The following is a 12249-nucleotide window of genomic DNA, read 5'->3' as shown; positions in this document are numbered from 1 at the left end:
ATTCATTGTTTAACGCATGTCCAGCGCGCGGGCGCGGCGCGGCGGTGGAAACGCACGGTCCAGCGCCGCCAGGTCCTCCGCCGAGAGGCGGATATCGGCGGCGGCGCGATTAGCGCGCAAGTGTACAGGATCGACGGCCTTGGGGATGGCGATCACGCCATCCTGATGCAGCACCCAGGCCAGCGCGATCTGTGCCGGCGTCACGCCGTGCGCGTCGGCGACGGTCCGCAGGCCGGGATTGCCCAGCAGCGCGGCCTGATCGCGGCCGCTCGATTCCAGCGGCGAATAAGCCATCAACGGCATGCCCTGCTGGCGGCACCACGGCAGCAGGTCGAATTCGATGCCGCGCTTGATCAGGTTGTACAGCACCTGGTCGGTGGCGACGGTGCCGCAATCGACGGCGTCGCGCATGCTCTCCAGGTCGAAGTTGCTGACGCCGTACTCCTTGATCTTGCCGGCTTTCTTGAGCGCCTCGAAGCCGTCCAAGGTTTCGTCGATGGCGTAGTGTCCCTGCCAGTGCAGCAGGTACAGGTCGATACAATCGACCTTCAGGCGGCGCAGGCTGCGTTCGCACGCCGCCTGCGTGCCTTCGAAATCGGCGTTGTGCGGGTAGACCTTACTGACCAGGTAGACCTCGTCGCGCCGGCCGGCGATGGCTTCGCCCACCACCTCCTCCGCCCCGCCCTCGCCGTACATCTCGGCGGTATCGATCAGCGTCATGCCGAGATCGAGGCCGAGCTGCAGGGCACGGACTTCATCGCGCTTGCGGGCGCTCTGCTCGCCCATGGCCCAGGTGCCCTGCCCCAGCACGGGAACCTGCCGCCCCGAAGGGAAACTTATCGTCTTCATTGCCGCCTCCGATAGATCAGTGGCCCTGGCCTCCGCCCAGATAGGCTGCGATCACCTTCGGATCGGTTTTCAGGCTTTCGGCAGGACCGTGAACCGAGATACTACCGTTTTCCAGCACGTAGCCATAGTCCGCCACGTTCAGCGCGGCGGCGGCGAACTGCTCCACCAGCAGCATCGTCACGCCTTCCGACTTCAGCCGCTGGATGATGCGGAACACTTCCTCCACCAGGATCGGCGCCAGGCCCATCGACGGCTCGTCCAGCAGCACCACTTCCGGATTGAGCATGACGGCGCGCGCCATCGCCAGCATCTGCTGCTCGCCGCCGGACAGGGTGCCGGCCAATTGCGTGCGGCGCTCCTTCAGGCGCGGGAACAGCTCCAGCGCCTTTTCCAGGTCGTGCTTGATGTCGCCCTTGGGCCGCGCGCGCGTGAAGCGCGGGAAGGCGCCCAGCAGCAGGTTGTCGGTGACCGTCATCGAGGCGAACACGCGCCGTCCCTCCGGCGAATGCGCCAGGCCGGCGCGGGCGATCTTGTGCGAGTCGTGGCCGGTGATGTCCTTGCCGTCCAGCGTGACCTTGCCGCCCTTCGGTTTGAGCATACCGGAGATGGCGCGCATGGTGGTGGTCTTGCCGGCGCCGTTGGAGCCGATCAGCGTCACCAGCTTGCCTTTCGGGACTTCCAGCGAGATGCCGTGCAGGACTTCGACTTTGCCGTACGACGCTTGCAGATTGGTGATCGATAGCATGTGCTGTCCTTTTTAATGCGCCGCCGGCGCCTTGGTGCCGCCATGTTCTTCGCTGCTGCCGCCCAGGTAGGCCTCGATCACCTTCGGATCGCTCTGCACGGCCGACGGCACGCCTTCGGCGATCTTCTGGCCGAAGTCCAGCACCGTCACCGTGTCGGACAAGGCCATCACCACGTCCATGTGGTGCTCGATCAGGATGATGGTGATGCCGTGGTCGCGGATCTTGCGGATGATCGCCATCAGTTCCTTGATGTCCGGCGCGGTCAAGCCGGCCGCCGGCTCGTCGAGCAGCAGCAGGCGCGGGCTGAGGCCCAGCGCGCGCCCGATCTCCAGCAGGCGCTGCTTGCCGTAAGGGAGATTGCGCGCCTCCTCGTCGGCCATCGCCGACAGGCCGACAAACTCCAGGATGCTGGCGGCACGCTCGCGCGCGGCCTTTTCCTCGCGCTTGTAGCGCGGTGTCTGCAGCATCACGTCCAGCACGTTCGATTCGAAGGTGTTGTGCAGGCCGACCAGCACGTTCTCGGTGGCCGTCATCTCGCCGAACAGCTGCACGTTCTGGAAGGTGCGCGCCACGCCGCCCAACGCGATCTCGGACGGCGTGCGGCCGGAGATCACCGCGCCGCTGAACGACACCTTGCCGTCGGTCGGCTTGTAGATCCCCGTCAGCACATTCATCATCGTGCTCTTGCCCGAGCCGTTGGGGCCGATCAGGCCGTGCACCGATCCCTGCACCACGTTCAGGTTGACCTGGTTGAGCGCCTTCAGGCCGCCGAACTGCATCAGGATCTGGTCGACGCTGAGCAGCGTGTCGCCGGCGTTGCCGCCCTTGGCGCGCGCGAACGGCTCGACGCCGCTGGCCGCCACCGCCTTCGCATGCACGGCGCCCTTGCCGACAAGGCTGAACAGGAAGCCGACGATACCGTCCTGCAGATAGTAGACCACGAACAGCGTCATCAAACCGAACACGGTCAGGCGCCAGTCGACGATGTTTTCCAGCTTGTACGAGAAGGCGGCCATGCCGATGGTGGCGATCAGCGGCACGATCACGTCGCGCGGCGTCGAACGCTTCTTGGCCAGCATGTAGGCCGAGCCGATCACGCCCAGCACGGCGGCGGCGGTGGCGATCTGGCGGAACAGTTCGATGTCGGCCAGCAGGCTGGGCAGCATGACCACGATCAGCGCGCCGATCAGCGAACCGGAACGGGTCTTGCGGCCGCCCATGATCACCGCCAGCAGGAACAGGATGGTCAGCTCGAAGTTGTAGGTGTTGGGCGAGATGTACTCTTCCGAATACGCATACAGGCTGCCCGCCAGGCCGGCAAAGCCGGCGCTGATGATGAAGGCGTACACCTTGTAGCGGTAGACCGACACGCCCATGCAGTCGGAGGCGATCGGGCTGTCGCGCAGCGCTTCGAAGGCGCGCCCCAGGTTGGACTTCAGGATCCGGTGCACCACGATCAGCGACAGCACCATCAACGCGGCCACCATGTAGTAGTAACTGACCTCATTGAGCTTCTGGCCGACGATCATCGGCTTGGCGATCTTGATGCCCATCGGGCCTTCGGTGAGGAAGGTCATCTCGTTGATCAGGATCTGGATGATGGTACCAAAGGCCAGCGTGACCATCGCCAAGTAGGGACCGGTGACGCGCAGGGCCGGCAGCGCGAGGATGGCGCCAAACACCGCCGCCCCCAGCACGCTGGCCGGGATGGCGATCCAGAACGGCGCGCCCAGCTTGAACACCAGCACGCCGGTGGCGTAGGAGCCGATGCCGAACAGGCCGGCGTGGCCCAGCGACACCTGCCCGGTGTAGCCGACCACGATGTCCAGCCCGAACAGCAGGATGGCGTAGATCAGGATCGTTTCAAACAGGTGGATGTAATACGGATTGGGGATCAGCACCGGATACAGCACCAGCACCGCCAGTCCCGCTATGCTCGCAGCCAGGAGTTTCTTGTTCATGGGTCAGACCTTTTTGATGGCGGCTTTGCCGAACAGGCCGGACGGCTTGACGGCCAGTACCAGCAGGAGCAGCAGCAATCCCGGCACTTCCTTGTAGCCGGTCGAGATGTAGTAGCCTGTGGTGGTCTCGGCGATGCCCAGTATCAGCCCGCCGACGATGGCGCCCACGCCCGACGTCAGGCCGCCGATGATCGCCACCGCGAACGCCTTCAGGCCCAGCGAGGCGCCCATGGTGGCGCCGGTCAGCGTCAGCGGCGCCACCAGCACGCCGGCAAACGCCGCCACCGCCGACGACAGCGCGTACGAGAAGGTGATCACCATGCCGGTGTTGATGCCCATCAGGCCGGCCGCGTCGCGGTCGTTGGCGGTGGCCACCACGGCCTTGCCGTAGATCGATTTGCGGTTGAAGATCTCCACCGCCGCCATGATGGCCAGCGCGCCCACCACCACCGCCACCTGCATCGGCTGCACGTTGGCGCCCAGCACCTGGAACGGCGTCGAGCTCAAAGGCGAAGGGAAAGTCAGGTCGTCCTTGCCCCAGATATTCTCGGCCACGTTCTTGAAGATGATGGCCAGCGCGATGGTCGACATGATCCAGCCGAATTCGGACTTGATCTTGATCGCGGGCCGCACGCCTATCCATTCGACGAACATGCCCTGCAACGCACCGAACACGATCACCAGCGGTATCATCAGCAGGTAGCTCATGTAAGGTCCGCCGTGGATATTGCCGACCAAGCTAAGCCCGACCAGCGCCCCCAGCATCAGCGATTCGCCCTGGCCGAAGTTCAGCGTGCCGGAGGTGGCGAACGTGAGCTGGTAGCCGAACGCGATCACCGCGTAGATCATGCCGAGCGCGATGCCGCTGAACGCCAGTTGCAATAAGATTTCCATGATTTCCACCACCAGTGAGGTCTACAGAAGACGGCAAGAAAATGGCCAGGCTTGACTCGTCAAGACTGGCCAGTGCAAAGACTCGCGAGCTTACTTGGCCAGGACTACTTTACCGTCCTTGACCTCGCCGAAGACGGTGATGTCCGCAGTGATCGCTTCGTGGTTATCCTTGCTGAACGGCTTGCTGTACGAGGTCACCACGCCATCGATCTTCTCGTTCAGGTTTTCCAGCGCGGCCTTGACCTTCGGGCCGTCGGTGGAACCGGCCTGCTTGATGGCGGCGGCCAGCAGGTAGATCGAGTCGTAGCCCTGCGCGGCCGACACCGGCGACGGCATGCGGTCGCCAGGCGGATGGTAGGCCTTCACGTAAGCGTCGATGAAGGCTTTGCGCTTGGGCGTGGTCGGGTCCTGGATGAAGGTTTGCGGCATGCGGGTGCCGTTGCCGTTCTTGCCGGCGTTGTCGATGAAGTTAGCCATCGACAGCGTCCAGCTGCCGATCAGCGGCACTTTCCAGCCCAGCTTTTCCATGCCGTTGGCGATCTGCGCCAGCTCGGGGCCGATACCGTAGGTCAGCACCACTTCGGCGCCGGCCTGCTTGGCTTTCAGCAGCTGGGCGGTCATGTCGACGTCCTTCAGGTTGTACTTCTCGACGGCGACCGCTTTCAGGCCTTTCTTGTCGAGCGCTTTTTCCAGGTCTTCGCGACCCAGCTGGCCGTAGTTGGTGGAGTCGGCCAGGATCGCGACCTTCTTGAATTTGCGGCTCTCGACCGCCTCGTGCACGATCATGCCCGACTGGATGGTGTCGTTGGCGGCGTTGCGGAAGATGTAGTTCTCCGGCTGGTCGGCGAACTGCTTGGTGACGATGGAGCCGGTGGCCACATTGTTCATGACCGGGATCTTGGCTTCCTGGTAGAAGCGCTGCGAGGCCAGCGCGACGCCGGTGTTGATGTAGCCAACGGTGGCAGCGACCTTCTCTTTATTGATCAGTTCCTGGGCGATCTGCACGCCGCGTTCGTTCTTGGCTTCGTCGTCGCGTTCGACCAGCTGGATCTGGCGGCCCAGCACGCCGCCCTTGGCGTTGATCTCCGCCACGGCCAGCTTGACGCCGTCGCGCATCGACACGCCCATCGGCGCGGAACCGCCGGTGAACGGACCGGCCACGCCGATCTTGATGGGATCGGCCGCCATGGAGGAAGCCGAGATACCGAAAGCTACACTTGCAACGAGCAATTTCAACTTGAAGTTCATCTGTCATCTCCTGTATTACAACATTTTTTTAATAGTCGTTACGTTGGAAACTCAGCCGGATAGCCATCCCATCGATGGGCCATTGTAGGTGACTACATCGACAGCAGCAACAGATAGATATGCCGCGTCGCAGCAAGGCGCAAAGCCCTGCCGCGTGTAAGCAAACAGTAAGAATTCAGTGGATTTTTCGGGAACGTTTACATACCCGGAGTTACACGGCTGCTGCCGCGTTGCGCCAGCGCGCGATTGGCGAAGCGCATCTGGGTTTCGGACAGCGCCTCGTTGCGGTCGAAGCCCATCGAGCCGTCGCGCAGGCCGATGGCCATCGCCATCACCGCGTCAGGATACTCCAGGTCGGCGGCTTTTTCTATCAGGTGACGTGCGGCCTGCTCGTCGCGCTTGACGCCGTCGCCGCTCAGATACAGCTTGGCCAGCGCGAACATCGCCGCCGGCATCTGGCGATCGGCCGCGAACTGCAGCCAGCGCGCGGCGGCCCTGGCGTCGCGCGCCACGGCCATGCCGTTCTTGTACATCAAGCCCAGATAGTAGGCCGCCAGCGGATCGCCCGCCTTGGCGGCGCCGCTGAACAGGGAGAACGCCTTCGGCAGGTTGACGGCCACGCCCTCGCCGCCGCGCAGATACAAGCGCGCCTCGTCGACCGGCCCGGCGTGGGCCATCCCGACCGAAACGAACAACATCGATACCGCCGCCATTTTCCGCATGAGCTTCATGCGCCCTCCATTCATATCGACAAATCGATGGCGTACAGGGCAAAGCCCTTGCCGCCGCCATCGTCCGTTTTAACCTGGGAGACCGACTTCAAGCCGGCCTCCTTCGCCAATTCCATCATGCCGGGGGCCGAGTGAAATACCACGGCGCCCCTGGTCGCCACCGGAGCGAACCGCCAGCTGCGCGTGGAGCCGTTGCGCGCCCGGGTGAGATTTTTCTGCCGCTGGATATACGCGATCAGCACGTCGCGACTGGAATCGGGCGCCGCCAGCACGGTCTTGCCGCCATCCAGGCCGGGGAAACCTCCGCCGCCGCTGGCGCGGTAGTTATTGGTCGCCACCAGGAACTCCTGCGACGGCGACAACGCCGCACCTTTATAGTGCAAATCGACGACGCGCTGGCCCGCAGGCTTGGTGACGTCGATCTGGTAGGAGACGTCGGCGCTGGTCAGCATGTCGAAGTTGAAGCCCGCAAAGGCGGCGTTGACCAGCTCCTGCTGCGCGCCGCTGGCCGGGTCGATGCGGTTGAAGCGCTCGGCCGATTTTTCCAGCCAGGCCTTGAGCCCGGCGCCGTTCAGCTTGACCGCATGCAGCGCGTTCGGATACAGATATAGGTCGGCGGCGTTGTTGAGCGCCAGGCCGCCCGGCTTGACGTCGGTGTAGTCGCCCACGCCGCCGGCGCCGGTCTTGAACGGCGACGCCATCGACAGCACCGGCAGGCTGGCGTACTGCGGCAGGTTGGCCTTGACGTAGTCCTGCACATAGGCCGTCTGCGCCTGGTTCACCAGTTCGATGGCGCTGATGTCGCCGGCGTCGGCGAAGTACGTCGTCATGCGGAAGTCGCTGGTGCCGACCGGCGTTTGCACGTAGCTGATGGTGGCCTCGTGTTCGGCGGCCACCAGCGCGGCGATGGCGGGATCGGCGGCCACGTAGCTGCGGTCGGGATTTTGCGTACCACGCGCCTCCACCGTGGTGCGGCGCTTGTCCACCACCCAAGCCTTGCCGTCGTACGTCAGGTGCAGGCCGATCACGCCCAGGTGCTTGCCCCACAGGCTGGCCATCACCGCCGGCACGCCGTGCACCGTGCCTGCCGCCTTGTCGACGCCCTGCAGGTTAAATTCAGGCAGCTTGCTGGCCGCGTTGGGGAACTGCTGGTGCGAGTGGCCGATCAGCATCGCGTCCACGCCTGGCACTTGCGACAGGTAGTAATTGGCGTCGTCCATCCGGGCAGAGTATGGCGCACCATCAAGACCTCCGTGTGACACGGCCACCACCAGATCGGCGCCCTCGGCGCGCATTTGCGGGATGTATTTTTGCGCCGTCTCGCGCACGCCCTCGGCGTAGACCTTGCCGTCCAGCCAGCGCTTGTCCCACGACAGCACGGCCGGCGGCGCGAAGCCGATGATGCCGACCTTGATCATGGCAGTCAGCGGCTTGCCGTCCGGACCGGTGGCGCCGATCTCACGCGTGAGGATGCGGTAAGGCTGGAACAGCGGCTGCCGGGTCCTGGCGCTGTAGATATTCGCCAGCACGATGGGGAACGCCGGCCCGGCGCAGCGCGGCGCGTCGGCTGGCACGCCGTCCACGTCGAAATGGCTGCCGGTCACCTGGCTCAGGTAGGCCAGGCCGTAGTTGAATTCATGGTTGCCGATGCCGGCGCCGTCGAAGCGCAGCAGGTTCATGGCCTTGTAGATCGCCAAGGGCTGGCCGCAATCGACCGGCTTGACCAGCGCCTGGTAGTCGGCCAGCGCCGTGCCTTGCAGGGCGTCGCCGTTGTCGAGCAGCAGATTGTTGGGGAATTCGGCGCGCGCCTGCTTGATCAGTGTCGCGGTGCGCTCCAGGCCCATGGCCGGATCGGCCTTGAGCTTGTAGTAATCGTAACTCAGCACGGTCGCGTGCAGGTCGGTCGTTTCCAGCAGCGCCAGCGTGGCCTCGGTCCCGACGGGCGTCGTACCGCCCTGCGGCAGGCTGGAACAGCCAAGCAGCATGACAGGCAACACGAGATACGCTGGACGCATGAATGATCTATGAATAAAGTTGCAATTTTCTGGGCAACGGGCGCTGCGCCACATCATACGCAGCGTGTTTCCTTGAATCAAGTCACTTAAGTCTTGAGCACGATATTTTAAACTTTCCGTGGCAAATAAGGCAGTATTTTGCGGTTGCAGCACGGCGCTGGGAGACCGTAGCCGGTTACGGTATAATCTAAGGTTTGAATTCAGCATAGAAAAGAAGAAAACCATGGAAGCCGAACGCATCAACGCCCTCTCCGCCCTGCTCGCCGATCTGACCTCGCGCGAAGCCGAACTACGGAGGTATCTTTGACTTCGATAAAAAGTCAGAGAAACTCGAACAAGTAAACGAAGAACTGGAAGACCCGACGGTCTGGAACGACCCGAAAAAGGCCCAGGACCTCGGTAAAGAGAAAAAATCGCTCGAAGCCATCGTCTTCGCGCTGACCAAGGCCGACACCGACCTCAAAGACATGGGCGACCTGTTCGCCATGGCCAAGGAAGAAGGCGACGACGACACGCTCGAAGCGCTGATCGTCGATGCCGAAGAAGTCCGCAAAGTCATCGAAGGCATGGAGTTCCGCCGGATGTTCAACAATCCGATGGACCCGAACAACTGCTTCATCGACATCCAGGCCGGCGCCGGCGGCACCGAGGCCCAGGACTGGGCGTCGATGCTGCTGCGTCAATACCTGCGCTACGCCGAACGCAAAGGCTTCAAGGTCGAGGTGATGGAACAGTCCGACGGCGAGGTGGCCGGCATCAAGACCGCCACCATCAAGGTCGAAGGCGATTACGCCTATGGCTACCTGCGCACCGAGACCGGCGTGCACCGCCTGGTGCGCAAGTCTCCGTTCGACTCGGCCAACGGCCGCCACACTTCGTTCACGTCGCTGTTCGTGTACCCGGAAGTGGATGACTCGATCGACATCGAGATCAACCCGGCCGACCTGCGCATCGACACCTACCGCGCGTCCGGCGCCGGTGGTCAGCACATTAACAAGACCGACTCCGCGGTGCGTCTGACGCACGGCCCGTCCGGCATCGTCGTGCAGTGCCAGAACGACCGCTCGCAGCACCGCAACAAGGCCGAGGCGATGGAAATGCTGAAGGCCAAGCTGTACGAGATGGAACTGCGCAAGCGCATGAGCGAGCAGCAGAAGCTGGAAGACTCGAAGACCGACGTCGGCTGGGGCCACCAGATCCGTTCTTACGTGCTGGACCAGTCCCGCATCAAGGACCTGCGCACCAACTTCGAAACCGGCAATACCAAGGGCGTGCTGGACGGCGACCTGGACGACTTCATCTCCGCATCGCTCAAGCAAGGCGTATAACCAATGACTTCTCAATCGCAGCGCGCGTTCATCTTCGACATGGACGGCACCATCGTCGACAACATGGCCTTCCACACCAAATCGTGGCTGGCCTTTTTCGAACGTCGCGGCCACGTGCTGGACGCGGACGAATTCTTCCGCGCCACGGCCGGCCGCCAGGGCCATGAAATCATGAGCACCTACTTCGGCAAGCCGATGACCAAGGAAGAAAGCGCCGCGCTCGATTTCGAGAAGGAATCGCTGTACCGCGAGCTGTACGCGCCGCACCTGGCGACGGTCAACGGCTTCGAAGACTTCATCGCCCGCGCCAAGAACGCCGGCGTCAAGCTGGCCGTGGCCACCGCCGCGCCCAACGAAAACATCGACTTCACGCTCGATGGCCTGGACCTGCGCAAGGAGTTCCACGCCATCGCCGGCGCCGCCGACGTCGCGCGCGGCAAGCCCAATCCGGACGTGTTCCTGCTGGCAGCCGAACGCACCGGCGCCCTGCCCGTCAACAGCATCGTGTTCGAAGACGCGCCCCTGGGCGTGGAAGCGGCGCGCCGCGCCGGCATGCGCGCGGTGGTGCTGACCACCACCCTGCCGGCCGAAGCGTTTGCCGAATTCGACAACGTGATCGCCATGGCGCGCGACTTCAGCGAGCTGGATGTCGAAGAGCTCTTCGCCTCCGTCACCAACTAATCATCACCTCAACAAAAGAACAGACCATGACTACGGATCTTCAAGACCAAGCCGGCACGCCTGCGCCACAAGACGAAAACAAGATCATCGCCGAACGCCGCGCCAAGCTGGCCGCGATTCGCGAACAGGGCGTCGCCTTCCCGAACGACTTCAAGCCGCAGCACAAGGCGGCCGACCTGCACGCGCAGTACGGCGAGAAGTCGCGCGAAGAGCTGGAAGCCGCTCCGGTCACCGTGGTGCTGGCCGGGCGCATGATGCTCAAGCGCGAAGCCGGCAAGAAGGCCGCCTTCGCCACGCTGCAGGACGCCTCTGGCCCGAAAGCCGACGGCCGCATCCAGATCTACGCCACGCTGGACCTGACCGGCGAAGCCGCGATGGCCGCGCTGCACCACTACGACCTGGGCGACATCCTGGGCGTGATCGGCACGCTGTTCAAGACCAAGACCGACGAGCTGACCATCAAGGTCACCGAGCTGCGCCTGATCACCAAGTCGCTGCGCCCGCTGCCGGACAAGTTCCACGGCCTGGCCGACCAGGAAACCAAGTACCGCCAGCGCTACGTCGACCTGATCATGAACGAGGACACCCGCCGCACGTTCAAGGCGCGCACCGCCGCGATCTCGTCGATGCGCCGCTTCATGGAAAAGAACGAGTTCATGGAAGTGGAAACGCCGATGCTGCACGCCATTCCGGGCGGCGCCGCGGCCAAGCCCTTCATCACCCACCACAACGCGCTGGACATGCAGATGTTCCTGCGTATCGCGCCCGAGCTGTACCTGAAGCGCCTGGTGGTCGGCGGCTTCGACCGCGTGTTCGAGATCAACCGCAACTTCCGCAACGAAGGCGTGTCGATCCGTCACAACCCTGAATTCACGATGATGGAGTTCTACGCGGCGTACACCGATTACACCTGGATCATGAACTTCACCGAAGAGATCATCCGCCAGGCCGCCGTCGATGCGCACGGCACTGCGACGCTGACCTACGGCGGCCGCGAGCTGGATCTGGCCAAGCCGTTCCACCGCCTGACCATCGTCGAGGCGATCAACAAGTACGCGCCGGGCTACACGCCGGAGCAGCTGACGGATGTGGAATTCATCAAGAAGGAACTGCTGAAGTTTGGCGTCAAGCCGTTCGCCACCGCCGGCCTGGGCGCGCTGCAACTGGCGCTGTTCGAGGAAACCGCCGAGGCGCAGCTGTGGGAACCGACCTTCATCATCGACTATCCAGTCGAGGTGTCGCCGCTGGCGCGCGCGTCGGACGACCGCGAAGGCATCACCGAACGCTTCGAGCTGTTCATGGTCGGCCGCGAGATCGCCAACGGCTTCTCCGAGTTGAACGATGCGGAAGACCAGTCGGCCCGCTTCCTGGCGCAAGTCGAAGCCAAGGACGCCGGCGATGAAGAGGCGATGTTCTACGACGCCGACTACATCCGCGCGCTGGAATACGGCATGCCGCCAGCCGGCGGTTGCGGCATCGGCATCGACCGCCTGATGATGATCATCACCGACTCGCCGAACATCCGCGACGTGCTGCTGTTCCCGCACTTGCGACGCGAAGAGTAATCGCCCCGAAAGCCGCTCAACTGAGCGGCTTTTTTTTGCTCCCTGCCCCGTCCTGGAATAGGTTGACACTTTTGAGGTACGGTAACCCTTCCATCGAGCAGCCCCTCAAAAGGGCCGGCAGCTCCTTCAATTCTCGACCGTCCGCAACGGAGCGGCTTCAGCCTGAAGTGAGAATTCGTGAGTTTTGCAGATAAGCAAGCTGCTATCCTGAACGCCGTCGGCCGAGTTCGG

General features: G+C 63.4%; 10 protein-coding genes. 3 read left to right on the top strand and 7 right to left on the bottom strand.

The genetic code is table 11. The features are described from left to right. Positions 1 to 9: 9 nt before the first annotated feature. The 7 genes from ACCD07_RS04045 to ACCD07_RS04015 all read right to left on the bottom strand — a co-directional run bounded on the left by ACCD07_RS04045 (position 10) and on the right by ACCD07_RS04015 (position 8414). Positions 10 to 849 carry an aldo/keto reductase gene (locus ACCD07_RS04045; RefSeq protein WP_413446585.1) on the bottom strand — a complete coding sequence of 280 codons (840 nt, stop codon included), beginning with the start codon at positions 847 to 849 and terminating at the stop codon, positions 10 to 12. A gap of 16 nt (positions 850 to 865) precedes the next feature. Beyond that, positions 866 to 1594: an ABC transporter ATP-binding protein gene (locus ACCD07_RS04040; protein ID WP_413446584.1), complete on the bottom strand. Its 729-nt coding sequence runs from the start codon at positions 1592 to 1594 to the stop codon at positions 866 to 868. A gap of 12 nt (positions 1595 to 1606) precedes the next feature. Further along, entirely contained in the window at positions 1607 to 3556 is a 1950-nt protein-coding gene (locus ACCD07_RS04035) for an ABC transporter permease subunit (RefSeq protein ID WP_413446583.1), read from the bottom strand. A 3-nt stretch (positions 3557 to 3559) separates the two neighbouring features. Further along, a complete protein-coding gene (locus tag ACCD07_RS04030) occupies positions 3560 to 4450 on the bottom strand; it encodes a branched-chain amino acid ABC transporter permease (RefSeq protein WP_176650439.1) in 891 nt (296 codons plus the stop codon). Positions 4451 to 4540: 90 nt separating this feature from the next. After that, positions 4541 to 5698, bottom strand: coding sequence for an ABC transporter substrate-binding protein (locus ACCD07_RS04025; RefSeq protein WP_176650438.1), 1158 nt, complete (start codon positions 5696 to 5698; stop codon positions 4541 to 4543). Positions 5699 to 5895: 197 nt separating this feature from the next. Next, positions 5896 to 6429 (bottom strand): tetratricopeptide repeat protein, encoded by a 534-nt coding sequence (locus tag ACCD07_RS04020; protein ID WP_353398079.1) that lies wholly within the window; start codon positions 6427 to 6429, stop codon positions 5896 to 5898. 11 nt (positions 6430 to 6440) lie between these two features. Then, positions 6441 to 8414, bottom strand: a complete 1974-nt coding sequence (locus ACCD07_RS04015; protein WP_413446604.1) for a bifunctional 2',3'-cyclic-nucleotide 2'-phosphodiesterase/3'-nucleotidase — start codon at positions 8412 to 8414, stop codon at positions 6441 to 6443. Between the two features lie 253 nt (positions 8415 to 8667). Between ACCD07_RS04015 and prfB the strand changes: the two genes are divergently transcribed. The 3 genes from prfB to lysS all read left to right on the top strand — a co-directional run bounded on the left by prfB (position 8668) and on the right by lysS (position 12018). Further along, a protein-coding gene (gene prfB, locus ACCD07_RS04010) for a peptide chain release factor 2 (RefSeq protein ID WP_176650434.1) occupies positions 8668 to 9772 on the top strand; the annotation gives its coding sequence in 2 pieces (ribosomal slippage) (positions 8668 to 8748 and positions 8750 to 9772; 1104 coding nt in all). Between the two features lie 3 nt (positions 9773 to 9775). Next, positions 9776 to 10453 carry an HAD family hydrolase gene (locus ACCD07_RS04005; RefSeq protein WP_353398076.1) on the top strand — a complete coding sequence of 226 codons (678 nt, stop codon included), beginning with the start codon at positions 9776 to 9778 and terminating at the stop codon, positions 10451 to 10453. Positions 10454 to 10479: 26 nt separating this feature from the next. Beyond that, a complete protein-coding gene (gene lysS / locus ACCD07_RS04000; protein ID WP_413446582.1) occupies positions 10480 to 12018 on the top strand; it encodes a lysine--tRNA ligase in 1539 nt (512 codons plus the stop codon). Positions 12019 to 12249: the final 231 nt, after the last annotated feature.

The organism is Duganella sp. Dugasp56 (assembly GCF_047304105.1).
GTDB lineage: Bacteria > Pseudomonadota > Gammaproteobacteria > Burkholderiales > Burkholderiaceae_D > Rugamonas > Rugamonas hordei.
The sequence above is the reverse complement of the archived record's forward strand: the minus strand, read 5'-3'. Positions and strand labels throughout refer to the sequence as shown.

Excerpts from the sequence above, each read along its gene's own strand:
- ACCD07_RS04045 (WP_413446585.1), bottom strand. The coding sequence starts at position 849 with ATGAAGACGATAAGTTTCCCTTCGGGGCGGCAGGTTCCCGTGCTGGGG.
- ACCD07_RS04040 (WP_413446584.1), bottom strand. The coding sequence starts at position 1,594 with ATGCTATCGATCACCAATCTGCAAGCGTCGTACGGCAAAGTCGAAGTC.
- ACCD07_RS04035 (WP_413446583.1), bottom strand. The coding sequence starts at position 3,556 with ATGAACAAGAAACTCCTGGCTGCGAGCATAGCGGGACTGGCGGTGCTG.
- ACCD07_RS04030 (WP_176650439.1), bottom strand. The coding sequence starts at position 4,450 with ATGGAAATCTTATTGCAACTGGCGTTCAGCGGCATCGCGCTCGGCATG.
- ACCD07_RS04025 (WP_176650438.1), bottom strand. The coding sequence starts at position 5,698 with ATGAACTTCAAGTTGAAATTGCTCGTTGCAAGTGTAGCTTTCGGTATC.
- ACCD07_RS04020 (WP_353398079.1), bottom strand. The coding sequence starts at position 6,429 with ATGAAGCTCATGCGGAAAATGGCGGCGGTATCGATGTTGTTCGTTTCG.
- ACCD07_RS04015 (WP_413446604.1), bottom strand. The coding sequence starts at position 8,414 with ATGCTGCTTGGCTGTTCCAGCCTGCCGCAGGGCGGTACGACGCCCGTC.
- ACCD07_RS04005 (WP_353398076.1), top strand. The coding sequence starts at position 9,776 with ATGACTTCTCAATCGCAGCGCGCGTTCATCTTCGACATGGACGGCACC.
- lysS (WP_413446582.1), top strand. The coding sequence starts at position 10,480 with ATGACTACGGATCTTCAAGACCAAGCCGGCACGCCTGCGCCACAAGAC.